Source organism: Bifidobacterium imperatoris (assembly GCF_002860405.1).
GTDB classification, from domain to species: domain Bacteria; phylum Actinomycetota; class Actinomycetes; order Actinomycetales; family Bifidobacteriaceae; genus Bifidobacterium; species Bifidobacterium imperatoris.
The window spans coordinates 13,935-39,135 of sequence record NZ_NMWV01000020.1 but is presented as its reverse complement, the minus strand read 5'-3'; the positions used below and the strand labels follow the sequence as shown (position 1 = coordinate 39,135).

Sequence of the window (25,201 nt, the reverse complement as noted above, 5' to 3'; positions counted from 1 at the left end):
TACAGTCAAATAGGTATTCAGTCGGACAGTACCGCCAATTCGGCCAAATTGGCCGGGGCAGACAGATTAGCCGGGTCGGGCAACTCAGGCAGGCCAAACAAATCAGCCGAGTCGGCTAATTAATTGTTGGCCCGATGAGTCGGTTTGGCCGAGGAGAAATCCTCAACCGCGAGGGACGAGGGACGTGTTCACGCTTTGCCGAGGAAGGTGAGGACTATGAGGAGCACGTTCAACGCGATAATCAGCACAGCCACGGCAATGAAGATAGCGTGCTTGATTGGGCCGTCCACCCATTTGCCCATGAGCTGCTTGTCATGCGTGTAGCGCATCAGCGGAATGATGGCGAACGGAATACCCACGGAAAGAATCACCTGGCCAATCACCAACGCTTCGGTGGGGTTCGGCGCAAACCACAACACAATCAGTCCTGGCACCAAGGTCACCACACGGCAAGCCCACATTGGAGCCTTGATGCGCAGCAATCCATGCATGATTTCGGAGCCAGCGTACGTACCCACTGAAGTGGAGCTCAGCGAGGAAGCCAACAAGCCGATGGAGAAAATCGTACCGATTACCGGGCCAAGCACGGAGACAATCGCATGCTGAGCACCTTCAATCGAATCGGTGCCCTTCATGCCGTACAGAGAGTTGGCGGCCAAAATCAGCAGGCTCAAATTCACGGTACCGGCAAGTAGCAACGCCCAGAACACGTCAACCTTGGAGCCGTCGAGCAAACGCTTGATGGACGGTTTCTCCTGCCCGCCCGCGTAATGATCGTTCACCAGCGTGGAATGCAAGTAAATTGCGTGCGGCATCACAGTGGCGCCCAACATGGAGGATGCCATCAACACGGAATCCGTGGTGGTGAAGTGCGGAATCAGACCAGCTGCCACATCAGCCGGATTTGGCGGAGCGATGAACAGGCCGGCGATGAAGCCGAACGTAATCACCAGCAATAGGGCAATCACCATTTTCTCGAACAGACGATGTGTCTTGCCGCCTTCGAACAGCAGCAGCACGGTGGAAACCGCGCCGATCACCACGCCGCCCACGAACAGCGGCAAACCAAACAGCAGGTTCAATGCGATGGCACCGCCGATCAGCTCGGCCAAATCAGTGGCAATGGCAATGACCTCGGCCTGCATGAAGAACATAAAGCGTCCGGCGTCATGCATGCGTTCGCCCAGCAGTTCCGGCAAAGATTTGCCGGTCACGATGCCCAGCTTGGCGGATTGGTATTGAATAAGCACGCTCATAGCGTTGGCGAGCACCAGCACCCAGACCAGCAGGTATCCGTAGCGCGCGCCGGAGGTGACGTTGGCGGCCACATTGCCTGGGTCCACGTATGCCACAGCGGCCACGAACGCAGGCCCCAGAATACCTGCGAGCGCATGACCATGATGAGCCACCGTCTTACCACCACGCCCTTGCGCGCGGGCGGCGGCGCGTTCCTTGTCGATTTCGGCATCGCCGCGCTCAATGCTGGCCGCGGTTTCGGCGTCCACAATGTTGAGCTCAGGATGCTTGGCGGTGAGGCGCTCCTGTTCGGGGTGGATGGTGCGGCGTTTATCGATGGTGTGCATACGGCCGTAGCCGCGGCCGTGCGTGTTGCTGGCAATGGTGGGGTCGTTGGTGCGCGGCGTGTGCTGATTGGCGGTGTGCTTGTGGTTTGTGGATGTAGTGGTGGATTGGCCCGTGAAGTTGGCGGAATCCTTGGAATTATTCGTGTTCTCGTTGGCGCTCATGTATTCGTGTGCCTCTCTCATATACCGGCCCCTGTTATAGCGTCAGCATGTTTCTGAGTCAATACGCTGGAACAATCGATGATTATTCTCGATGATTATTCAATGATTATTCATCAGCCGGCACCGCCTGCCCGGGGCAGGTGTGGAGCACGGCGAGCATCGCATCTTTTTCCTGCGTGGTCACGGTGAGCTTGTATTTGTCTTTGACTCCGATTTGCCGAGCCACGTAATCACAGCGGTAATCGGCATTGGTGGGCAGCCAGTAGGCGGCGGAAGCTGAACCTTTCTCCTGATTGGCGGGGCCATCCACGGCGAGTAGATTGTAGGGGTCGTTGCCGAATTGGTGGCGTTCGGCGGTGGACCAGTCGCGTGCACCGGATTGCCACGCGTTCTCGAGGGCCACTACGTGGTCGATCTGTACTTTGGCGCTGGTGGTTCGGCCACGCACGAAGTGGATGGTCTGGCCGGTGTATGGGTCCTGCAGGGTGCCGGATGCCACTTGGCAGGAGCCGGCGTATTTGTATTGCACGTCGGTCAGGTCGCGGGCGAGCACGTCTTCGCGGGCGTCGCATCCGTTGCCGTCGGTGTCGGTTTCGCGGAAGCCGAAGGAGTCGCGGTCGTAGCCGGATGAGCTTTGGTTATCGTCCACGGTGAGCTGGTTCAGAGTGTCCGCAGCCGAACCGGTGGCAGTGTAGTTGCCGGTGATTTTGGCCGCGGTGGGGCTCACCTCCGGCAGCAGTAATCCTGCCGTAACACCGACGATGGCGGCAATCACGAGCAGAATCAGGATGCGTTCCAAGGGGTTCGATGCGTTGAATCCGCGGCGGAAATGCGCGGAACGTGCACGAGAGCGGCGTGACATCTAATCAGGCGTAGGTGAAGGTGGCAGGGTCGTGGCCGGCGCGGGTCGGGCCGTCCAGAGCATCGATGGCCGCATGCTCCTCGGCGGTCAGCGCAAAGCCGAACAAATCCAGATTTTCCTTCTGACGCTCGGCATGCACGGACTTCGGAATAATGATCGTGCCGTTTTCGATATGCCAGCGCAGAATCACCTGAGCTGGGCTCACCTGATGCGCTTCGGCAATACGCTCAATCGTGCCGTTACCAGCATTGAGATCAGCACCGCGAGCCATCGGCGAGTAGGCTTCCACAGCAATACCGTGCTCCTTGCAGTAGGCCACCACTTCGCGCTGCTGCCAAGTGGGGTGCAGCTCGATCTGGTTCACGGCAGGCCAGGAACCGGTTTCATCGTAGAGACGCTTCAAATCGGCGGGCATGAAGTTGCACACACCAAGCGTGCGAGCACGGCCTTCCTCGCGCAGCTTCACGAACGCCTTCCAGGTGTCGGCGCTGCGCCAATCGAACGGGGTTGGCCAGTGAATCATGTACATGTCCACATAATCGAGCTGCAGCTTGTTCAGGGAATCATCGAACGCCTTGAGCGCGGAATCATAGCCCTGCTGGGAGTCGCGCAACTTGGTGGTGACCCACAGAGTCTCACGAGCGGCACCCTTGTTGTAGCCGGTGGCGGCGAGCGCACGGCCCACGCCGGCCTCATTGTTGTAACCTGCCGCTCCATCGATATGGCGGTAGCCGGCGGCGAGCGCGGATTCGACCACCGGGGTCACGCCATCGTCGTCGATGCGCAGCACACCGAGGCCTACCTGCGGAATCGAATGTCCGTCTTTCAACGCGATGTCTGGTACGTTGGCGGGATTGATGTGCCCATTGGTCATGACGATGCTCCTTGATTGCGGCTAACTACACGCCACTGTACACGGCTTCCCCGCCTGCCGAGAAGAGTCCACGGTTCTTCCAGCTTTTTCGGCTCGTACCACAAGAGCGAAGCACTATAACCGGCAATCCACGATCAGCTGAACTACGTAGTCAATGGAGGCATGTTTCATGCTGCGCCATATCAACCACCGCACTGCACTTGACTAAGCTCAAATAATTATCAATTTTTATGATATTTCCGAGCCGAAACTACGTGCTGCGGCTACTATTATCTGAGTCCCCCCACGTTGTATTGAGAGGAAGAGCACATGGCGGGTCTATTTCAGGATGCCACTAAACAGACCAACCCTCTGGGAACAGCCATTCGCACGCAAGGTTCCGGTAAATACACCTTCGGCTTGGCTCTGAGCGCTGGTCTCGCTGGTCTTCTGTATGGCTATGACACTGTGTCTATTTCTGGTGCCATTGAATTCCTTCGCATCCGTTACGAACTCAGTACCGTCATGCAAGGGTTCGTTATCTCCTCAATCATGATTGGCGCCATAGTGGGCGCTGCTGCGGCAGGCTTCCTTTCCGACAAATTCGGCAGACGACGCATTCTTATCATCGGCGGAATGTTCTTCTTCGTTGCCGCCATTTGGAGCTCACTCACGGTGGGTCCCATCGATCTGATTGCGTCTCGCGTCATCGGAGGCTATGGCATTGGCCTTACCGCAGCACTAGCGGTCACGTATATTACGGAGTCGGCACCTACTCATATTCGAGGCTTGCTCTCGTTCTCTTACCAAATGCTCGCCGTCTGCGGCGTATTCCTTACCAATGTAATCAACTACATCATCGCCTCGTATGGCACGGATTTTTGGGATGTGACTACCGGCTGGCGTTGGATGCTGGGCTTGGGTGCCATTCCAGCCGCCGCTTTTCTGCTCGCTATGCTGCGCGCCCCGGAAAGCCCACGATTCCTGATTCAGGTGGGTAAAACCGATGAAGGCTTCGCCGTGCTCGAGCATATTCTCGGCACCGAGCGGGCACGCCTGCGCGTGGATGACATCAACGCTTCGGTGCGCTTGGAAAACGAGATGTCGAACGAATTCCATGATCTTTTCCGCCCGGGCTTGCGCAAGGCATTGGGCATCGGCATTTTCCTGGCCGTGTTCAACCAGCTGGTCGGCATGAACGCTATTTCCTATTACGGCCCGGTGATGTTCGCGGATTTGGGCTTCGGCGGTGATAAGGAATTCCTGACGGCCGCTTGCGTTGGCGGTGTTGAACTGGTCTCCACGGTTGTGGGATTGTATTTGATTGACACGTTCGGCCGTAAGCGTCTTATGGAGGTCGGCGCCGGCATGATGTGCGCGTTCGCACTATGCATCGCGATTTCCTATGCTATCGGCAGCCCGCTGTTAACGCTCATATTCGTGATGGCGTTCACCGTGTCTTTCGCTTTCTCGATGGGCCCGATTCCGTGGATCGTAATTCCTGAACTGTTCCCCACATACTTGCGCGGACGTGCAACCGGCTTGTGCGTGATGTGTCTGCTGTCTGCCAATTGGCTGATCGCACAGTTCTCGCCGATGATGATCGATGGCTGGGGCGGTGGCATCTCCTTTGCAATCTTCAGCATGCTGAATCTCATTTGTTTGCTTGGCATTATCACGCTTGTGCCGGAGACGATGGGCCGCACGTTGGAGGAAATCGATCATTTGTGGCAGCCGAAAACCGAGATGGCGGCCGCAAAGTATGCGCTAAGTTCCGCTGATGCGAATATTCGCCATGCTGAGGCGACACTGCGACGCGTGGAAAACGAGCGATTGCAGGCATTGGGCATTATGGCGTCGGCTGAACGAGCGCGCGTTACCGCACAGCAGAAAGTGTTCGCATTGGAAGCTCAGCAACGCGCTGCGGCAGTACGCCGCGAAACCGCGCAGCATGATGCGGCGGAACAGCTAAGAGCTGAGCAATTGCGTCACACGCTGGATCAGAACGTGACTCGCGCGCATGGCAATACGCTTGCAGCCGCTCATTCCGCTATCGTCTCAGCCGCAGTCACAACCACCAATCATCCGGTTGATTATGCTGCCGGCAACGCCAATGCCATTGCCGCAAATAATCATGCCATCGTTGATGAATCAATCAATATTGAAGATGCGACTGCGTTCGCCGCTGCACATGCTGCAGCAAACGCAAGTGCGATGACTCAGCCGGTTCCTATGCCGCTGCCTGATCAGGGCACAGTACCTGAGCCGCCAAAGGTTGTGAATGCAGGCGATCCAGCATCGGCTACTAGCGGCAATGTTTCGATTTCCGCACTGGAAAGGGCTCATGACAACGAGCTTGCACAAGGCGTGATTCTGTCTGATGCCACGTCTCCGGCCTATGATGCAGCCGAAGACGCACGCGAAACCAAGGCGATCAATCGGGCGCTTGACTCACTGGATGCGCTGATCAAGGCTTAACTCAGCGCTTAGAGCGTGAGAGTCGCGTCCGCAATACGCATGGCGGATTCTCGATGAGAGACAAGCACCACGGCCGTATTCCGGCTTGCAGCAGCTTCCTGAATCGATCGCAGAATTATCGCCTCGTTCAACGCGTCAAGACGGCTGGTGGGCTCATCAAAGAGGATGAGATCAGCATTGCGGAGGAATACGCGAGCCAATCCGATGCGCTGGCGTTCGCCTTCCGAAAGGCGATCGCCAAGCTCGCCCACTTCAGTATCGAGACCGTCCGGCAAGGAATCAATCAGTTCCAATACCGAGGCTTTGGCGAGCGCGTCTCGCAGATGAGCGTCAGAAACCGCATCGATTTCTGATTCCGGCAATGCGATCAGCAGATTATCGCGAATAGTACCGTCGAACAGATGTGTATCCTGACTCATCATGGTTTGCACATGACGACGGTAATGGGCGTTGATTTCAGGCAGCGGTGTGCCGGAGAACAGGACCTGGCCGGATTGCGGATCCCAGTAGCGCATCAGCAGTTTCAGCATGGTGGATTTGCCGCGGCCGGACGGTCCTTGCACTCCGAGAATGCCGTGGCGCGGAATATCAAGGCTAAAGTCCTTCAAAATCGGCAATGCTGTGGCTGATTGTTCGGTACCAGCATTGGGGTAGGTGAAGGTGACGCGGTTGAGCTGCATGCCCTCGTATTGAGGAGCGGCGGTACCGGTTTCGGTAACGGCCGGGGATTCGTCCATGATGCCAAAGAGTCGGCGGGCTGCGGCGAACGTCTGGGTGAGGTTTGCCGGCAACGCGCTCAATGCCAGAGTGGGACCGAACGAGCTGGTGAACAGCACAAAAGCGGTGACCAGTGCTGGAATGCTGATGGGTTCGGCCGTGGCAAGCTTAAGCACTATGGCAATGGCCGCAGTATTGAGCAGGAAGACCAGCAGGCCTCCAATGCCGGCAAAACGACCATTGACTCGGCTGAGTTTGGCATGTTCACGCCAGAGCGCACGAGTGCGATCTTCTATAGCGCGGGCTCGATCTTCACCACGGCCGAAGCGAATGATTTCATCGATGCCGCGCATATCGTCGAGCATCACATCATCGAGCTGGCCTGCGGCTCCGCGGATGGCCGGGCCAAGATTGTGCACACCGGTGGCGAAGAATTTTGGAATGATTACACCGATAACCAGATGCGCGATAATCAGCGCAAGTGCCATATACGGGTTCAAGGTTGCGGCGATAATCGCATACACGATGGTGGTGGTTACGGCGATGGCTACCGGGCTGATGGTGTGCGCGAAGAAGATTTCCAGCAGTTCCACATCAGTGGTGAGCATGGCAATGAGATTACCCTTGCCTTTGCCGGTGAGCTTGGCCGGAGCCAGGCGGCGAAGGGCTGCGAACGCTTTGGAGCGGAAGAGTGCGAGCAAGTGGAAAGCCACATTATGGTTGAGATACTGCTCGACATATCGAGTGATGCCTCTGAGGAGCGCGCAAATGATCATGCCGATGATGGCAGGAGCTGCTCCCATGCCCCACACCGGATGGCCGGCAATAGCGAATGCCGCCACAATGCCGAATACCGGGAGGAATGTTGCGGCCAAGTGGCCGATGGAGCCGGAGATGGTGGCGGCAACCATCAGGCGGGTTAGCGGTGCGGCCACGTTGAGCAAGCGCTTGACTGTTTGGAATGTGGTGAGCGAGATGGTGTGCGCTGCGGGTTGTGCATCCTTATCGCGGGAAGTCTCTCCCCCACCCAGTCTGTGACCGGAAGTTCCCTCATCAGAGGGGGCCGCATGTGCGTCGGCGAAGTGTTCAATGTTGGCTTGGGCGGTGAAGAGTTCAGCGTAGCGACCGTTCGCAGCCATAAGCGAAGCATGGATGCCGGTTTCCACAGCATGAGCATGGTCAAACACCACAATCTGATCGGCATGCTCGGCATTAGCCATGCGATGCGTAATCATAATGACTGTTTTGCCGCGAGATTCCGCCAATTCGCGAATAGTGGCGAGAATCAACTCCTCAGATTCCACATCCACACTGCTGGTGGCTTCATCGAATACAAACACCGGTGAATCATGCAGCAACGCGCGAGCAATGGCGATACGCTGGCGCTGGCCACCAGACAGGTTGGCAGCATCCGGTTCAATCACCATGTCAAGACCATTCGGCTGACTGCGCACAAAGTCAGCAATGCGAGCCTGTTCGAGAGCTTGCCACAGTCGGTTACTCACCGCAGAATCGGAACGTTCTGCATTATCAGCATTAATCACGGTCTGAGGCAACGCCATCGTTAGATTGTCACGCAGCGTACCCGCGAACAGATGGCTACTGGCACCAATCAACGTAACATTGCGCGCAAGCGTTTCACCGGTGAGTTCACGGGCTTCGCAACCACTGAGTGTCAGCGAACCTTGGTATCCGGTCAATATGCCGGCAAGCAATGCTGCGGCAGTGGATTTGCCGGAACCAGAGACGCCCACAACGGCAGTGAGCCTGCCGGGATATGCGATAAAGGACACGTCAGTAAGCGCCGGAATCGCGCGTTCGCTGTGCTGTCCTGCGGCATTCTGCGCCGCAGATGCCGAATCATACGAATAACTGACATGATTAAACGCCACGGTAATGCCGTCAACGGCTGATGCAGCCGGCAGTACAGCGGTACCATGTGCCGGTTCAGGAGCATCAAGCAGTGCGAAAATGCGCTTGGTGGAGGTCATACCATTCATGGCCACATGGAAGAACGAGCCGAGCTGGCGCATCGGGATAAAGAATTCGGCGGATAGCAGCACAATGAACAGCAGACCGGTCAAGGTCAGAGGGAATCCGATGCCGAAGGGCAGTAAGTACTGCAAACCATAGGCAACATACTTCAACGGATTGGGCAGTTCGCTGGCAAGGAATGCCATCGACAAGCCAGAATCAAACACGCGGGCATGCGCATAGCGCCAAAGCGCCACGCCAATGCCGGCCGCCGCACCGCCATAAGCCACCACGTCCATAGCGGTTAAGGAGCGCAACTGGATTTGCAGCACACGCATGGTCATTACGCGGAAGTTTTCGGCCTTCTTGTCCATTTCAGCCGCGGCACGGTCGTCCGTGTCGAAGTTTTTCAGGGTTTCAAGGCCTTGAAGATTGTCGAGGAAAGCCGCACCCATGTCGGTGTAGCGACCCCAGTATTTCTTGAAGGCGCGGGCGGCGGTCATCGAAACCATGCCAGTCACGATGATGATCAGAGGCGCGCAGAGCAGCATCGTCAGCGCGGAGGGCATATCAATCGGCGCAATCGCCACGAACAAGGTGAGCGGTGCGAGAATCGCATAAAACAGTTGTGGCAGGAACAGTTCGAAGAAACTTTGAATCTGTTCCACGCCCTCGCCGGCAGACTGCACCACATCCGAGGTTTTGACCCGGCTGGCATAGGAGGGGCCGAGCGCCAGCATCTTACGGTACAGTTTGGAGCGCAAGGCCAGTTTCACGCGTTCGGCGGCTTCAGTGCCGAGTCGCGTGGCGTGCGTGGTAGTGGTGTACCGCACGGCGGCGCATAGGAGCGCGAGCAATACGTAAAACATGATGTCGCCGGCCATTGGAAGCACGCTGTTACCGGCTACTTCTTGCAGCGGTGTGGGGCACGGCCACGCGTCAGGTGATGTGTTATCGCATTGGTAGAGCGGCGGATCGACTGCGGTCAGCGCATTGCTCAGCAGCATGACCAACGAGAGTACGAAGCCGATATTGGCGAGTAATCCTACCCACATCAAAGCCACTTTGCCGGCCACGAGCTTTCCGAGCCCCGGCGTCAGTTGAAATAGTCGCTTATCGAACATGCTTCCCCTCAATGTGCGTCACCAGTCTTTTTCACCGTAATGGAAAAGCCCTGCACACGCCAGCCTTGCCCGTAGCGAAATAGGTCACACCGATTGGGGCGTGATGCTGACGCTGCGGGCTGCGGCAAGAAGATCTTGCGCATATTGAGGACCTGGATCGGCGAAAAACTCTTCTGTTGATTTGTGAACTACACTTGTGCCGCCGCGCATGACCATAATGCCATCGCATAGTGCGTTGGCCACGCCTAAATCATGGGTGATGAGCATGAGACTCAAGCCTTGGGTTTGGCGCAACGCTGCCAGCAGGTCCAAAATCTCGTGCTGTACGGAGACGTCCAAGGCGCTGGTGGGTTCGTCGGCAATCAGCACGTCCGGATTCACGGCGAGTGCGCGGGCGATGGCGATACGCTGGCGTTGGCCGCCCGAGAAGGCTTGCGGACGGCGGGAAAAGATGTCGGCATCTGACAGCCCGACCATGTTCAGCAGCTCGAGGCATCGCTGGGTAATAGCTGCGCGGGAAGGTCTCACTCCACTGGCTCCAAGTGTGCGATGCAGTAGTATGCCTTCGGAAAGAATGCGATAGATACTGTGACTCGGATTCAGTGAGGAATCAGGATTCTGGAACACCATTTGAATACGGCGGTGTTGCTCGCGTGTGCGATGGATCGGTGCCAGCGGCTCCCCATCAAGCAGCACTTGACCTGTTGCCGGCGCAATCAACCCGGCTGCCACGCGTGCGAGCGTGGATTTGCCCGCACCGGACTCCCCCACGATGCCAATGGCTTCACCCCTCGGCAGGCTCAGCGATACATGATCCACTGCGGTGAAGTCGCCATATTCCACCGTGATATCGCGCAGTTCGAACAATGCTGGTGATGTATGTTGTGTCATCGATCTTGCGCTCCCGGAATCGGTAGAATCGCGCTAACCAAACGCTTCGTGTATTCCTGTTGCGGACTGTGCAATATCGATGCTGTGGATCCAGTTTCCACAATGCGCCCATGCTGCATCACGACGAGTCGGTTGCACAGATGCGCGGCGACACCAAGATTGTGGGTCACGAACAGCATGGTGAGGCCGAGGCGCTGGCGCAGATCAGCAAGCAGGTCGAGGATTTGCAGCTGGACTGTAACATCCAATGCGGTGGTTGGCTCGTCACAGAGCAGGATGTCTGGTTTGGTGGCGAGCGCGAGCGCGATGCCGACGCGTTGGCATTGGCCTCCGGAAAGCTGCCCTGGGTAACGGTCGGCAGTGCGCAAGGATTCCGGTAGGCCAAGGCTGATTAAGAGGTCGGCGGCTTGGGTTTTTGCTTCTCGTCGATTGAGGTGCTGGTTGTATCGCAGCACTTCGGCCACTTGTTTGACCACTCCGGTTAGTGGGTCGAGCGAGGACACTGGATCTTGGAAAATCATGGCGAGGCGCTTCTGCTCGGCTACGGTAATCGATTCCGTATCCGTAAGGGTCACGCCTTCGGGCAGCAATCCCATAATGGCACGCAAAGTGAGGCTTTTGCCGGATCCTGATTCGCCGACCAGTCCCACGGTTTCACCGGGGTGCACGTCAAAGGAGATGTCGTCAACGAGCGCGCGTCTGCTGGCTGTAGCGTGAACATAAAGGTTCTTGACTGTGATAATCGCGCTCATGCCTGCCTCCTCGCGTCGTTAAGGCCGTCGCCGATGAGCGCTAAGGCAATGCCGACCAGCACCACCGCGCAACCCGGCAGAGTGGACACCCACCAGCGGGTGGAGAGGAAGGATTGGCCGTCTGCAATCATCGTGCCCCAATCCGGAGTTGGCGGAGTGACGCCGAGGCCCAGATAGCCGAGCGTTACGATGGCCACGAGCAGTGCCACCATGTCGCTGACCAGCACAATCACCGCTTGCGAAAGTACATTCGGCAACATCTGATGGACCAGAATCGAAGCATCGGAGAATCCCATCACGCGTGCGCTTTCCACCCATTCCGCGACGGCCAGTGAAGCTGTGGCGCCTTTGACCGTGCGCGCGAAAATAATCCAGCCCATGATGAGGAAGGTGAGGAAAATACCGGTAATGCCGGTACCGGTGACGAATGCCACCACTGCTACCAGCAGGTAGAACGGGAAGGCAATCAGCGCATCGGACAGCAAAGTGATGACGCGGTTCGGCCAGCCGCCATAATAGCCAGCAATCAGGCCGGCAGCCGTGCCAATAATGAATGGCATCAGTTCCACACCAACCATCAATGCCAAGTCGACTCGGCCCGCAGCTGCCACACGTACCAACAAATCACGGCCAAGCTGATCGGTACCGAACGGATGCACGAATGACGGCGGCTGCAGCATGGAAGAGATATCTTCCGCAGTGGGGTCGTATGGAGAAACCAGCGGAATAATCAGCACCGCCAACACGATGGCGATAAGTAACGCAACGCCGGCAACTAGCGTGCGGGGCAAGCGGTCATGCGATAGCTTCATGCCACTCCCCCAGCCATCGTCTGCTCAGCCCCACCGCGCACACGGTAGTCAATAAGTCCGCCGAGTATTTCGACAATCACGGAAATCAGCACCACGCCCAGCGCACAATAAATGGCGATGGCTTGAATCAGCGGAAAATCACGGGCTGTGATGGCGCTGAACAGCAGCGAACCCACGCCTTTCAAACCGAATACTTGTTCAACCACCAATGTGCCGCCAACAAGGAACGAGATTTTCATACCGTAGAGTTGCAGTGCCGGCAGCAGCGCATTGCGGAGCACATGCCGATGGATCACGCGCTCAGGTAGGTGAGCCGCGCGCAGGGTCACCACAAAATCAGATTGCAGCACATCCAAAATCCGCGTACGCAATGAGCGCACGATAAACGGGGTTTGCGCGAGCGCGATGGTCAACGATGGCAAAGCCATTGAATACAGCATGCCATCAATGCCGGGTTGCGTGCCGCCTACCGGGAAGATCTTCAGCGTTACCGCGAAGAGCAGCACGAACACCAATCCCACCCAGAATTCCGGCATACCGAGGGTGATGGTAGGCACAATGCGCACCAGTTGGTCAACCCAGCTGCCTTTGTGGAGGGCCGCGGTCATGGCGAGAGGCAAGGAAATCGCCACAACCAGTACTGCGGAGCAGCAAATCAGCCATAAGGAGACCGGAAGACGGTCGAGTACGAGCGCCCGCGAGGACACGTTGTAGGCGATGGATTGGCCGGTGTCGCCGGTGGTGAGCAGTGTGCCGACGAATGATGTGAACTGCTTGCCGATGGGCTGGTCGAGGCCAAGGCGATGATGCATATCCGCGATTTGTTCGGGGCGGGCTTTGAGTCCAAGCACCATTTGCGCGGGGTCGCCAGGCACGAGGCGCACAATCAGGAATACGCCGATAGTGACCAAAACCAGTACAAGGAGCATATGAACGACAATGCCGCCCAGCCATTTGGCTAAGGCGGCAGGTCGTGATGTGATCATAGTGGCTATTGTACGGCTAGCAATCAGCCGATCTTGACGTCCTGGAAGCGTACGGAATTGTTCGGTAGCACTTCGAGACCGTTCACGTTCTTGCGCACGGCCTTGACGATCTGCGGGGAGTACAGCGGAATGTACGGCACTTCGTCAGCCAGAGTCTGCTGGATCTTCTCGTACAGGGCGGCGCGCTCGTCGCCGTCCGGGGTCACCTGAGCCTGCTTGAGCTCGGCGGTGACATCCGGGTTGGAGTAGCTGGTCCAGTAGGACTTGCTGAAGCCATCCGGATCGGCCTGGAAGTCGATGATGGAATCGGCATCCGGGTAGTCGGCCTGCGCGGAGTTGATCATGCTCTGGTAGTCGAATGCCTTGAAGCGGGAGCGGAAGGTGGCGATATCCACGGATTCGATCTCCAGCTTGACGCCAATCTTGGCGGCGGCGGACTGCAGCAGCTGAGCGGCCTGGGAGTAGGCGTTGTTGCCGGAAGCGAGCAGAATCTTGGCATCGAAGCCGCTCGGATACTTGGACTGGGCGAGCTCTTCCTTGGCCTTGGCGAGATTGTTATCCACCGGCTTGATGGAATCCTGAGTGCTGTATTCGATGGCCTTGGGCAGCACAGTCTTGGCGGTGTCCGCGTGGCCGAAGGAGACGGCCTTGGTCACGTCGGAGCGGTTCAGCGCGTAGGCGAGCGCGCGGCGCACATGCACGTCGGAGAAGTGTTCGTCAGCAGTGTTGAAGAAGAAGGTGTGGGTCACCCAGCTACCAGCGGTTTCGACCTTGGTGTCGTTGCCGTTTTCCAGTTCGTCGAGGTTTTCGAGAGCTGGGTCTTCAATGCCGTCCACCTGGCCGGTCTTGAGCTGGTTCACGGCCTGGGTGCCGTCTTCCACAAGCTTGTAGACGAGCTTGGTGATGCCCGGCTTGCCCTTCTGCCAGTAGTTCTCGTTCTTGGTGAAGGTCAGGTCGCCGGACTTATCCCACTTGGAAACCACGAACGGGCCAGTGCCAACCGGGTTAGCGAAGAAGTCAGCCTCGGATTTGCCGCCGAAATCCTTGGGCACAATACCGTTGGAGAAGTTGGCGAGCTCGGCGAGCAGCGGGGTGTATGGGCTGTTGAGCTTGATTTCCACGGTCTTCTCGTCCGGGGCGGTGACGGATGCGATGTCTGCGGTGAGCGGCAGAGCGGCGTCCTTCTCAGCCTGATGCTGTTCGATGGAGAAGACGGCGTCTTCAGCGGTGACGTTCTTGCCGTTGGAGAACTTCAGGCCGTCACGCAGGGTGAAGGTGTAGGTCAGGCCATCGTCCGAAATTTGGTGAGACTTGGCCAGCCAGTCGATGATTTTGCCGTTCTTATCAAAGCTGACGAGCGGTTCGAAGATCTTATCGATGGCGAACGCATTGTTGGAGGTGATTTCAGTCCACAGGTTGAGCGAGGTCACGGCTGCAGAACGGGCATATGTGAACGTGGTCTGATCGCCGGAAACGCTGGTGCCGGCCGTGGTGGAGCCGCCAGTTTGGGAGCATGCGGCGAGGGAAAGCGCAAGCACGGCGGCGGTTGCGGCCGTCAGCGCCGTACGAATGGCACGGAAAGTGCGAGTGTTCTTCATCTGAGTATTCCTCTTGTTCCTCTTCTTTATCCTCTTTTAATGCAAGAGCGCAGTCCATCCTAGAATGGGCTACGCTCTGCCGCAATCGCTGTCTTATTGCAGCGTTATTTGCATTGGTTACTGCGCGTTATTAGCGAGTTATGAGGTGCCAATAAATTGGCCTAGTTGCTTACCCCTCAGCCAGCTTCGCTGACGGCTCCCCTGGCAAGGGGAGCCGTAAAAAGGCATCAGCGAGCTTTTTGTGCATTGACTAGCGCTTCAGCGGCGGCCTTGGTGGCGATAGCGCGCTCCTTGGCACGGCGAGCGCGAGCCAGTTCAGCCTCAGCAGCCTTGATGTCGGCTTCGGCCTGCTTCAGATCAGCAGTGGCGCGAACCACTTCAAGCTGAGCATTGGACTGCTCACCCTTCGGCTTCCACAGCTCGGCGATCTCTTCCAGCGTCTTGTCCTTGGTTTCCGGCACGAAGGTGATCACACCGAGGAAGCAGATGAGGTTGGTGCATGCGAACACCAGGAAGGTACCCATGCCGCCAATAGAGCTAATCATCATCGGGGTGAACTGGCCGATAGCCCAGTTGGTGCCCCACAGGAACACGGTGCAGATACCGGTGGCGCGGCCACGCAGGTAGGTCGGGAAGAGTTCCGGAATCATAATCCACGGAATCGGGCCCATGGAGAAGGCGAAGCAAGAGGTGAAGCACATCACGAAGATGAGCATCAGCAGCTGATAGTTGTTGGCGTAGGAGAAGGAGATGCCCAGCGCGAACAGCACCATCAGGCCGGAGCCCACGGCCATCAGCTTCTTACGGCCGGCGGAATCGATCAGGTACATACCCACCACGGTGAACACCAACTCGATGCCACCCACCAGGGAGGAGGCCAGGAACTCGGTGTTGCCACCAAAGCCCATGTGGGAGAACATTACCGGGCCATAGTAGGAGATGGCGTTCATGCCGATGGCCTGGTTGAAGATGGCCAGGAAGATGCCGATGAGCAGTGCCTTGCGCAGGCCAGGCTTGAACAGGTCGGAGAACTGGGCGTTGGCCTCCTGCTCGGCCTTAATCTGCATTTGGATTTCTTCCACATCGCGGCGGGCCTTGTCCGAACCGTTGATGCGTTCGAGAACCTTATAGCCTTCCTCAACGCGGCCGGCCTGCACGAGGAAGCGCGGGGATTCGGGCGAGAACCAGAGTGCCACGACGAAGATGGCGGCAGGGATTGCGCCGATGCCGAGCATCCAGCGCCAGCCGATGTTGATGCCCCAGTTGTGATCGCCAGAGGATGCGATGAAGTAGTTGATGACGTTGGTCAGGAAGATGCCGGAGATGGTCAGCAACTGGTAGGCGGAAGTCAAGGCACCACGAATGTTGGTCGGTGCGGACTCGGTGATGTAGGTCACGGCGAGCGCTGCAGCCAAGCCGATGCCCACGCCACCGATGATGCGGGCCAGAATCAGCGTGAACGGGCTGAACGTGAAGGCGCTCCACAGGGCAGCCACGAAGAAGAACGCTCCACCGAACATGAGAATCTTGCGGCGGCCGTATTTATCAGACAGGAAGCCGGAGAAACCTGCACCAATCACACCACCGATCATGATGGAGCTGATGACGAGGCCCTGCAGTGCCGGGCTCAATGAATACTTGTTCTGCAGGAAATCGATGGCACCGGAGATGGACACGGTGTCGTAACCATAGAGCAGACCGGCAAGGCCGGCGCTCAATGCAAGGCCTACGATGTAGCGGCCTGATCCGCGACGCTGATGTTCGTCGTCTTCTGAAACCGGCTGGATTGGCGCGGTTGCTGATGCTGCTTGACTCACTGCAGTACCCTCTGTTTCTTATTTCTTTCGCTCTCTTATGGCCGCAATCGATGACTGTTTGCGCTAACAGCACTTGCGACCAAAGGAAAATGGTAATGCTTGTTTACCTTGAAATATGCGGAAAAGGCCCCTCTGGAGCAAATCGTTGTAAAACCGTTATCGATACGTTGCCAAACTGTTATCAAACCAGCGCAGCAGCAGTGCCGATTCACCGCCAAGCCGCTGCCAACTGCCGCAGAACAGCCGCCAATCTGCAGTCAGAATGTTGTCAAACCGTCAATTTTCAAGCACTTGTAGGCAATCCACAAAAGCACTGTCACGACTTTTTCGCCCTGCACAACGCGCATCATGCTACGCACGCGTAACCTCAGCTAACAGAATGGCCGGAATCGTCAATCGCGGCCAGCAGCACGAAGGAATAGACAGGCACCTATGCTCACCGAATACACCACTCCAGGATCATCCATCGAATTACGCGATGATCAGACCATCTACTCGCTGCTTACCAACCGTATTCTGCGCACTGGCGAAGATACGGTTATCGCAGCCAAGAAGCTCGGCCCGGGCCGTTGGCAGAACGTGACCACCGGCGAATTCCAGAAAAGCGTCATTTCCGCTGCCAAGGGCCTGATCGCTCTGGGCATCGGCAAGGGCGATGCGGTCACCATCTTCTCCTCCACCCGCCTCGAATGGGGCATTTTGGACTTCGCGCTGGCGGCAGTCGGCGCCGTGAGCGTGCCGATTTACGACACTGATTCCGCTTCCCAGGCACAGCGCATCATGAACGATTCCTCCGTCAAGCTGGCTGTGGCGGATAACCGCGAGCGCTTCGACCGTCTCGACTCTGTCAAAGACCACTGCCCCACGCTGCGCCAGATTCTGATGTTCGACGGCAACGCGCTTGGTGCTCTGGAAGGCTTGGGCGTTACCGTATCCGATGAAGAGTTCGACGAGCGCGTGGCTTCAGTGCACGTCGATGATTTGGCCACGATTGTGTACACGTCTGGCTCCACCGGCAACCCCAAGGGTGCCGAGCTGACGCATAAGAACTTTGTTTCCATTACTATTGCCGCATCTGAAGCATTGCATGAGATGATTCTTGACGATCATCCGCGTCTGCTGCTGTTCCTGCCGCTCGCCCACTGCTTCGCACGCTTCATCCAGTATGCGTCCATCGCCTCCGATGATGGCGTGGTCGGCTACTTGCCGGATACCAAGTCCCTGCTTCCGGACCTGCGTTCCTTCGAACCGACCTACCTGCTGGGTGTGCCGCGTGTGTTCGAGAAGGTGTATAACGCTGCCTCCCGTAAGGCCGGCACCGGCTGGAAGGGCCGCCTGTTCCTGAAAGCTGCCGAAGCTGCTCGCGTGTGGAGCCGCAAGGAGCAAGCCGGCGAGAAGCATACACTGGCCGAAATCGCTGATCACGCTAAGTATGAGACGCTAGTGTACCGCACGGTTCGCGGCGCTTTGGGACCGAAGATCAAGTACGTGGCTTGCGGCGGCGCTCCGCTGTCTCTGGATTTGGCTCACTTCTACAATGGCATTGGCCTGCCGATGATTCAGGGTTATGGCATGACCGAAACCGCTGCCCCATTTGCCGCCACTCGTGTGACCGACAATGTGATCGGTACGGTTGGCCAACCGGCTCCGGGCTCTTCCGTGCGTATTTCCGATGAAGGCGAGCTGCAGGTCAAGGGCCCGAACGTGTTCCGCGGCTACCATAATCTGCCGGAGAAGACCGCCGAAGCGTTCACTGCTGACGGCTGGCTGCGAACCGGCGATTTGGCTGAAATCGATGATGAGGGCCGCATCACTATCACCGGCCGTATCAAGGACATCATCATCACCGCTGGCGGTAAGAACGTCTCCCCCATTCCGCTGGAGGAGGAGATTGCCAAGTGCCCGATTGTGGAGCATTGCGTGGTGGTGGGCGACCGTCGCCCGTTCATTGGCGCTCTGGTGACTTTGGATCCTGAATCGTTGGCCGCATGGCTGCCCGCTCATGGCCTGTCCGTGGATACTCCGGTGGATCGTTTGGCTACGAACGCGGCTGTGCGCGAAGAGATTCAACAGTATGTGGATAAGGCAAATGCGACGGTGTCTCGCGCGGAATCCGTGCGTAAGTTCGCTGTGCTGGACACGCAGTTCACACAGGAAAACAAGTGCCTGACGCCGTCCCTCAAGGTGGTGCGCCCGGCTGTGAACCGTGTGTTCGCTGACGTCATCGACCGCGAAATCTACAACGGCAAGCACTGACTTCATCTCGTTCAATAATGTGGGGTGGTTCCGGTTCCTTTTCACCGGAACCACCCCAATTTCGTCTGCGCCGGCGTGGCCTTCACCCGCCTCCGCCCGCCTCCGTCACTCGCTCAGCGAGTACAGCACCTCGTCGTATCCGATGATGACGGTGTCGGCCGAATCCGGGTCGGACGGGATGGCGGGCTGGTGTTTGAGCACGTATTCGACCCCGCCGCCCACAGCCCCGCCGTTGGCGGAGATGGCGCGCGAGAAGCGTTTGTCCGACGTGACGATCTCGCCGCCCCGCCACCACCATTCGCGAATCTGCCCTTTGCCGTCATGGTGGATGGTGGCCGGCTCGACGCTCGAATCCTTCTCGGCCCAGTCGGCGTCGGCATTCGGGTCGAACCAGAGGATGCGCACCGAGACGCCACCCGACGCGCTTGATTCCTGAGAGCCGGCATCCGTGGTGATGCTGTAAGGACCCGTACCACGCACCACCAGCCGCAATACGGACTCCCGGCCGGCGCGCACGTCGCCCAGGAACGCGTCGATGCGCTTGGTATCCGGGTTCTGGTACCACGGGTAGTCCTCGCCGGTGGAGTATCCGCGGTATCCACCCACGGCCTCGCCACCGTATACGTAACCGAGATTTTCCAGTTGGGATTCGCTGATGTTCGGGTCGAGCGCCACCAGTTCGTCGGTGATTTTCTGCGCGGTGACACGCGTGGAGCGCTGCCAGACGAACGCACCGGTCACGATCACCGCGAACGCCAGGAATGCCGCCAGCAGCCACCACCACAACGGCCGTGCGGGGCGGGTGCCGGTTTCGCTTGTCAGCGTATGCTCTCGTGGACCCTGCTGCGGCCGTCCGTCCTGCGGCACGGCCGTATGGTTGCGCAATGCCCGCATTGCCTTGTTCATCGTGGGCCTCCTTGCTTTCAGTCCGTTCGTTGGTGACGATTTCAGACTATGGCCGCTCCCCTGCCTTAGGATAGCCGGTGACATGCGGCGCATGACATGGATTACCGGTCAGCATGTCGTCTTCCTAGACTTGTATGGCATGGAGAATGATTCGACCCGGCATGGCGCCATCGCCATCGCGCTGGTGGACAACGATGCCATGGCACTGATGGCGTTGCGCTCGCTGCTGGACCGGGCGGGGTTCACGGTGATATGGGCCGCACAGCTGGGCGCCGCCGCAATCCAGCGATGCATACGTGAGCAGGACCGCCCGGACGTGCTGCTGGTGGACATGGCGCTGACCGACATGACCGGCGTCGACGTGTGCCGGGCCGTGCGCAGATGGGCGCCGCATCTGCCGCTGCTGGGCATGACCGCCTACGAGCCGGCCGTGTACGCCGGTGCCGCGCTCGCGGCCGGAGCCGCCGCGGTCATCAGCAAGGACGACATCGCCGCGATTGCACGGTGCATACGTAAGCTTGCCGGGCAGTGCTCGCCGGCACATCCCGGCAGCGAGCAATCAGCCGCCCGGTCGTTCCTGGCACCATCGCAATCAACCAATACCGTCAGCGCAACCGAACCGGCGCTTCCACCGGACGCCGCCGAGCCTGCGCGATCGTTCGCACTGTCCGCGCAGCAATCGGCCATTATGCGATTGTATGCGGATGGGCAATCGACCGAGCAGATTGCGGCAAAGCTCGGCATCTCCAAGGGCACCATCTTCTCGCAGGTCGCACGGGTTCGGGAGAAGCTGCACGCGCGCGACCGTGACGAAGCGGTCGCCCTGTGCCGCCGCTACCTAAGGATGTGATCATGCGCGTTGACGACAAGCGTCTGCTCTGGGACGCGCGCACCCGCATACTGCTGGCGTGCGCGGCGATCCCGGCGATCATCGAAACCGCCTATCTGCATACGATCGGCGACGCCAACGATGTCACGCTGCTGTTCGCCTTACTGGCGACGGTCGGCAGTCTGCTGATGGCTTTGCTGCCGCGCATCGGCGGATGGGCGATCGTGGCGTTGTGGGCGGCGCGTTGCATCGTGCCGGCGGCCACGCCGTTTTCCCTGCTGTTCTGCCTATTGATGGCAGTGACGATCATGGCGTATCTGGACATCAGTATGGCGGTGTTCGCGGCGGTGGTGGCCGAGGCGGTCACCGCGACCCGTATCTGGCTGTATCCGTGGGATTCGTCGGTGGTGGCCATCGTATGCGCCACGGCGGCGTTCCTGATGGTGGCGTTGTGGCTCGGCTCGATGATGGGTTGGCGCGAACGGCAGGAAATCGAGGCACGGGAGCGCGCCGAGCTGCTGCATCGTCTCGCCGATCAGGAGCTTGCCACGCAGCTGCATCATTCCGTGGCCAATGACCTGACCACGATACTTCTGCTGGCCCGGCAATTGCGGTCGGGGGCGAACGGCGGCAGCCAGTCAACGCCAGGTGACGCCGACTCAAATGGGGCTTTGGATGCGAACGGTTGCGACACCGTGGCGCTTATCGAGCGGACCGCAACCGAATCGCTTGCCAAGGTACGCACTTTGATTGCGGGATTGGATGGCCGGGATGGCGGCGCATCGCCCAAAGCCTCGGAAATCGCGGCGGACCGTGATGGCATAGGCGATGATCGGATGCAACCAATCGAATCGGCCTGCGCACGACTTGCGCAGTTCATCGAGCCAGACGCATCGTCGGCGGGACCGCTGACAACGATATCGGACGACGAACTGCGAGCCATCGCACGATCCTATGACGAACGGCTGCATGCGAACGGGCTCACCGGCGAGATCCTGACCACCGGAGAGACAACGTATGCATGCACGGACGAGCGGAAGGCGGCGTTGCTGGATATCCTGCATGAGGTCGTCGGCAACATCATGAAGTATGCAGACCCGGACGCCGGCTACTGCGTCGTCGTTGCCCTCGCACCGGGACTGGCGACATTGTCCGCGTCGAACGGCATACCGCGGGCCGTGCGGAACCATGGCCATGTCGCCGGTACGTCGGGCGGCGAATCCGGAGACCATGCCGTCGCATGTGGTACGGATGGAGTATCGGCGGGCGTCGTGCGAATGGATGCCCCATCGGATGTTGCACCGTCGGACTTCGTCCTCAGCAGCGGCACCGGTCTCGATCGTTGCCGGCAGACCGCCGAAGCCCTTGGCGGTGAATTCACGCTCTCCCCCAACTCCTCCACCTGGACCGTTCTCCTCAAACTGCCGTTGGTCTGACGGTTATAACGGTCCAGTACAGTGGCGGCAAATAGGTGCTGGTTGGGGCTTGTGCCCCGCCGAAGCAATGCGAACGTATGACTATAAGGAGGCGGTTATGGGCGTTGGCCGTCCGATGGTTGCGGTGACTCCGTTGATGGATTATGGGCGGGATAGTTTGTGGATGTTGCCCGGATATATGGACGCGGTGATGCGGGCCGGCGGCACACCGGTAATGCTGCCGCTGACTGATAATACCGATGCGGTGGCGCAATGCGCCGAACAGTTTGACGCGTTCCTGTTCACGGGCGGGCCGGATGTGGGGCCAAAAGTCGGATTTGATGCCAGCCATATGGCGGGCTTAGATGCCAAGGATGGCATTTCGGCCGATATCGGCTGTAGGGAAGCTGGCGCTGCGGATGCTGCGGACGCTGCTGACATTGCGAACTCCTCAGCCAGAGGCCGCAGCGAAGTACTCTCCCCTGAACGTGACCGCATGGAGTCGCTATTGCTTCCAGCTGCGATGGCACTCGATAAACCAATTCTCGGCATCTGCCGCGGTATTCAGTTCATCAACAAGTATTTGGGCGGAACACTTTGGCAAGATCTGCCCAGCGAGCATCCAAGCGCGGTGGAGCACCACATGAATCCGCCGTACGACACTTTCGGGCATAGCGTTTCCTTGATTCCGGGCACCCCTCTGGCTTCTTTATTTGCGGGGCAATCCGAGATTGCAGTGAATAGTTACCATCACCAAGCGGTTCGTGAAGCGGCACCTGGCCTTAATGTTATGGCCGTTGCGCCCGATGGAGTAATTGAGGCGTTATACAGGCCCGCGAGCCGGTTCCTGTGGGCGGTGCAGTGGCATCCTGAATTTTTGTACAAGGTTGATGCGCGATCACAGGCAATTTTTAATGCGTTTGTTAAGAGTTGCCACCGTTGAACGGCAACTGCAACGCAGAAGACACACGTTTAAGCAGTGATATTGCAAAAGGTTGCGCAGCTCCGCGTCTCATCTTGCGGTATATTGCGGCGTTTTGCGTCTCGGTAGTTACATCAATCGATTGATTCTTCCACCGAGACAAATTTCGTTGTCCCGGTAGCTCTTTTTCGTTATTTTTGAGCTACCGGGACAGATTCTTCCCGAAGTCTCAATCATCGCAAAACAAAAAATGGCGGAATTATGCGGTTTTACGCGGTACAAGTTGTATGTGTAACCCTATTACAGGGCGATTCTCTGCCACGGTTCCCGAAAAATGGCTGAAATGCGCTACCGGGACACTCAGATTTGTCCCGATAATCGCATCAATCGATTGATTTGGCTACCGGGACAAAATGTGTATGGAAAAATGGGCAAGACGTTCGAAAGATGGAGGGGAAGCGCAGAAGAATACACACAATAATGCGCAAAACCAAACGAAAAAGGGCCGCTTACGGTTTCCCGAAGCGGCCCTTGGGCAGTTCTCAAGTTAAGAATCAGTGACGGCCTGCCGGCGCTGATTGATGCGTGTGCCCTCTAGGCGTACCGAGGGAAGGCGTACGAAGGTACGTCGACCGAGGAACAACGACGAGGACACTCCATCAATCAGTGACGGTTGTCGAGGCGGTGATACATCTCGGACAGCTGCAGTTCCTTCTCGAACTGGCGAGCGGTGGTCTTGTCGTCGATGACGGCGAGCTCAACGCCGGCGATGCGAGCGAAGTCTTCCCAAGCCTCGCGACCAACGGAGGTGGTCATGCAGGTGTGGTGAGAGCCGCCAGCGGTGATCCAGCACTGAACAGCGGTCTTCAGATCCGGCTGCGGCTTCCAGACGGCGCGAGCGCACGGCAGTTCCTTGAGGGAGCCCTGCGGTTCGACAACGTCGACGACGTCCATGAGCAGGCGGAAGCGTTCGCGCTCGTCGGCCATGGAGACCACGACTGCATCCTTCTTCGGAGCGCCGGAGAAGACCAAGCGGACCGGGTCGGCCTTGCCACCGATGCCCAGCGGGTGAATCTCCAGCTTCGGCTTGGCGATGGTGCCAATGGCCGGGGAGACCTCGAGCATGTGGGAGCCCATGTCGAGCTCGTTGCCCTCGGTGAAGTTGTAGGAGTAGTCCTCCATGAGGGAGGCGCCACCTTCAAGGCCGTAGCCCATCACGGCACCGATGCGGACCAGCACAGCAGTCTTCCAGTCGCCTTCAGCGGAGAAGCCCCAGCCGTACTCGGACGGGAAGCGCTGCGGGCCAACGCCCGGCAGCTGCGGCAGAGCGCCAAGGTCTTCGAAGTTGTCGACGCCGGCGGTGCAGCCGTTGGCGCGCATCATGTTGACCATAGCAGCCTCTTCCTTGGCTGCGATGAACAGGGAGTCGTACTTGGCGTCCAGCAGAGCTGGGTCAACGTCGTACTTGGCCTTGTAATCTTCGATGATTTCCTTGACCTGATCGTCCTTGACGGCGTCGTATGCGGCGACGAGCTCGTTGACGGCCCAGGTGTTGATGGAAGCGCCGAACACGCGCTCGGCTTCGGTCTTGTCGCCTTCGGTGACGGCAACGTTACGCATGTTGTCGCCCCAGCGCATGACCTTCATGTTGTTGGAAGCATCCCAGCCGGCGCAAGCGCGAGCCCAGGTGCCGACCTTCTCGGCGACTTCCGGATCGGTGTAGTGGCCGACGACGATCTTGCGCGGAATGCCAAGGCGGGAGACGATGTAACCGAACTCACGGTCGCCGTGGGCGGCCTGGTTCAGGTTCATGAAGTCCATGTCGATGGTCTCCCACGGAATCTCCTTGTGGTGCTGAGTGGCCAGCTGCAGCAGCGGCTTGGTCAGCACTTCGAGGCCACGGATCCACATCTTGGCCGGGGAGAAGGTGTGGCACCAGGTGATGACACCGATAACGGCCGGGTTAGCGGAGGCTTCAACCATGAACTGCTTGACGCCATCGGAGGACTTCAGGGTCGGCTTGAGAACGATCTTGGCCGGGATCTTGCCGGTCTTGTTCAGGTAGTCGACCATTTCAGCGGAGTGCTCAGCGACCTGACGCAGAGCTTCCTCGCCGTACAGGTCCTGAGAACCAACGCCGAACCAGATTTCCTTGCCCTCAAAGGGGTTTTCCATTGCCATAATGGCTCCTTTTATTTACTTCGTTGTGTGGAGTTGTAAAGATTGAGTTCCTTGCGGAACCGTTGTTTTTTTCTTCTCTCCCC

The 25,201-nt window shown here is 58.3% G+C and carries 18 protein-coding genes; 6 read left to right on the top strand and 12 right to left on the bottom strand.

Annotation, left to right across the window (positions count from 1 at the left end; translation table 11 throughout):
* Window positions 1-188 precede the first annotated feature (188 nt).
* The 3 genes from Tam1G_RS07645 to Tam1G_RS07635 form a co-directional block, all read right to left on the bottom strand.
* On the bottom strand, window positions 189-1,460 hold the full coding sequence (locus Tam1G_RS07645) for an Nramp family divalent metal transporter (RefSeq protein WP_242689710.1): 1,272 nt from the start codon (window positions 1,458-1,460) through the stop codon (window positions 189-191).
* 391 nt (window positions 1,461-1,851) lie between these two features.
* Window positions 1,852-2,607, bottom strand: a complete 756-nt coding sequence (locus Tam1G_RS07640; protein WP_165781951.1) for an HNH endonuclease family protein — start codon at window positions 2,605-2,607, stop codon at window positions 1,852-1,854.
* A 4-nt stretch (window positions 2,608-2,611) separates the two neighbouring features.
* Window positions 2,612-3,481 carry an aldo/keto reductase gene (locus Tam1G_RS07635; protein ID WP_101626069.1) on the bottom strand — a complete coding sequence of 290 codons (870 nt, stop codon included), beginning with the start codon at window positions 3,479-3,481 and terminating at the stop codon, window positions 2,612-2,614.
* Window positions 3,482-3,790: 309 nt separating this feature from the next.
* Here Tam1G_RS07635 and Tam1G_RS07630 point away from each other — a divergent pair, with 309 nt between their 5' ends.
* Window positions 3,791-5,938, top strand: coding sequence for a sugar porter family MFS transporter (locus tag Tam1G_RS07630; protein ID WP_101626068.1), 2,148 nt, complete (start codon window positions 3,791-3,793; stop codon window positions 5,936-5,938).
* Between the two features lie 8 nt (window positions 5,939-5,946).
* Here Tam1G_RS07630 and Tam1G_RS07625 read toward each other — a convergent pair whose 3' ends face one another.
* The 7 genes from Tam1G_RS07625 to Tam1G_RS07595 all read right to left on the bottom strand — a co-directional run bounded on the left by Tam1G_RS07625 (window position 5,947) and on the right by Tam1G_RS07595 (window position 16,609).
* Window positions 5,947-9,753, bottom strand: a complete 3,807-nt coding sequence (locus tag Tam1G_RS07625) for a thiol reductant ABC exporter subunit CydD/CydC (RefSeq protein ID WP_101626067.1) — start codon at window positions 9,751-9,753, stop codon at window positions 5,947-5,949.
* An 84-nt stretch (window positions 9,754-9,837) separates the two neighbouring features.
* Window positions 9,838-10,644, bottom strand: a complete 807-nt coding sequence (locus tag Tam1G_RS07620; RefSeq protein ID WP_101626066.1) for an ABC transporter ATP-binding protein — start codon at window positions 10,642-10,644, stop codon at window positions 9,838-9,840.
* The gene (locus tag Tam1G_RS07615; RefSeq protein WP_101626065.1) at window positions 10,641-11,396 is read right to left on the bottom strand and encodes an ABC transporter ATP-binding protein; all 756 of its coding nucleotides are present in this window, start codon (window positions 11,394-11,396) and stop codon (window positions 10,641-10,643) included. Before Tam1G_RS07615 ends, Tam1G_RS07620 begins: the two co-directional genes overlap by 4 nt.
* On the bottom strand, window positions 11,393-12,208 hold the full coding sequence (locus Tam1G_RS07610) for an ABC transporter permease (protein WP_101626064.1): 816 nt from the start codon (window positions 12,206-12,208) through the stop codon (window positions 11,393-11,395). The genes Tam1G_RS07615 and Tam1G_RS07610 overlap by 4 nt, the downstream gene beginning before the upstream one ends.
* Window positions 12,205-13,194: an ABC transporter permease gene (locus tag Tam1G_RS07605; protein WP_207797862.1), complete on the bottom strand. Its 990-nt coding sequence runs from the start codon at window positions 13,192-13,194 to the stop codon at window positions 12,205-12,207. Before Tam1G_RS07605 ends, Tam1G_RS07610 begins: the two co-directional genes overlap by 4 nt.
* Window positions 13,195-13,217: 23 nt before the next feature.
* Complete coding sequence (locus Tam1G_RS07600; RefSeq protein ID WP_101626063.1) at window positions 13,218-14,792, bottom strand: ABC transporter substrate-binding protein; 1,575 nt, start codon at window positions 14,790-14,792, stop codon at window positions 13,218-13,220.
* 227 nt (window positions 14,793-15,019) lie between these two features.
* Window positions 15,020-16,609 carry a sugar porter family MFS transporter gene (locus Tam1G_RS07595; protein WP_242689676.1) on the bottom strand — a complete coding sequence of 530 codons (1,590 nt, stop codon included), beginning with the start codon at window positions 16,607-16,609 and terminating at the stop codon, window positions 15,020-15,022.
* A gap of 95 nt (window positions 16,610-16,704) precedes the next feature.
* On the opposite strand from Tam1G_RS07595, the gene Tam1G_RS11525 reads away from it, so the two are divergent.
* Window positions 16,705-16,974 carry a hypothetical protein gene (locus Tam1G_RS11525; RefSeq protein WP_133124994.1) on the top strand — a complete coding sequence of 90 codons (270 nt, stop codon included), beginning with the start codon at window positions 16,705-16,707 and terminating at the stop codon, window positions 16,972-16,974.
* A gap of 67 nt (window positions 16,975-17,041) precedes the next feature.
* The gene (locus Tam1G_RS07590) at window positions 17,042-18,865 is read left to right on the top strand and encodes an AMP-dependent synthetase/ligase (protein ID WP_101626062.1); all 1,824 of its coding nucleotides are present in this window, start codon (window positions 17,042-17,044) and stop codon (window positions 18,863-18,865) included.
* A 105-nt stretch (window positions 18,866-18,970) separates the two neighbouring features.
* On the opposite strand, the gene Tam1G_RS07585 is transcribed toward Tam1G_RS07590, so the two are convergent.
* Window positions 18,971-19,771 (bottom strand): hypothetical protein, encoded by an 801-nt coding sequence (locus Tam1G_RS07585; protein ID WP_165781950.1) that lies wholly within the window; start codon window positions 19,769-19,771, stop codon window positions 18,971-18,973.
* Between the two features lie 139 nt (window positions 19,772-19,910).
* Between Tam1G_RS07585 and Tam1G_RS11665 the strand changes: the two genes are divergently transcribed.
* The 3 genes from Tam1G_RS11665 (at window position 19,911) to Tam1G_RS07565 (ending at window position 22,958) form a co-directional block, all read left to right on the top strand.
* Window positions 19,911-20,621 (top strand): response regulator transcription factor, encoded by a 711-nt coding sequence (locus Tam1G_RS11665; protein ID WP_165781949.1) that lies wholly within the window; start codon window positions 19,911-19,913, stop codon window positions 20,619-20,621.
* 2 nt (window positions 20,622-20,623) lie between these two features.
* The gene (locus tag Tam1G_RS07575) at window positions 20,624-22,036 is read left to right on the top strand and encodes a hypothetical protein (RefSeq protein ID WP_101626059.1); all 1,413 of its coding nucleotides are present in this window, start codon (window positions 20,624-20,626) and stop codon (window positions 22,034-22,036) included.
* A 136-nt stretch (window positions 22,037-22,172) separates the two neighbouring features.
* The gene (locus Tam1G_RS07565; RefSeq protein WP_423220498.1) at window positions 22,173-22,958 is read left to right on the top strand and encodes a gamma-glutamyl-gamma-aminobutyrate hydrolase family protein; all 786 of its coding nucleotides are present in this window, start codon (window positions 22,173-22,175) and stop codon (window positions 22,956-22,958) included.
* A 642-nt stretch (window positions 22,959-23,600) separates the two neighbouring features.
* Here the strand turns inward: Tam1G_RS07565 and araA are convergent.
* Window positions 23,601-25,118 (bottom strand): L-arabinose isomerase, encoded by a 1,518-nt coding sequence (araA, locus tag Tam1G_RS07560; RefSeq protein WP_101626058.1) that lies wholly within the window; start codon window positions 25,116-25,118, stop codon window positions 23,601-23,603.
* Window positions 25,119-25,201 lie beyond the last annotated feature (83 nt).